The sequence below is a fragment of the Streptomyces sp. MMG1121 genome (genome assembly GCF_001280015.1).
Taxonomy (GTDB): domain Bacteria; phylum Actinomycetota; class Actinomycetes; order Streptomycetales; family Streptomycetaceae; genus Streptomyces.
The window spans coordinates 1-210 of the sequence record NZ_LGDV01000173.1 but is presented as its reverse complement, the minus strand read 5'-3'; the positions used below and the strand labels follow the sequence as shown (position 1 = coordinate 210).

Below are 210 nucleotides of genomic sequence, written 5' to 3'. Positions count from 1 at the left end.
TTCGGACTCGCTTTCGCTACGGCTTCCCCACCCGGGTTAACCTCGCAACACACCGCAAACTCGCAGGCTCATTCTTCAAAAGGCACGCAGTCACGAGAACGTGCAAGCACGTTCCGACGCTCCCACGGCTTGTAGGCACACGGTTTCAGGTACTATTTCACTCCCCTCCCGGGGTACTTTTCACCATTCCCTCACGGTACTATCCGCTAT

General features: G+C 56.2%; 1 rRNA gene. It reads right to left on the bottom strand.

The annotated features are described in order from the left end of the window. Nucleotides 1-210, bottom strand: a 23S ribosomal RNA gene (locus ADK64_RS15835); the annotation flags it as partial.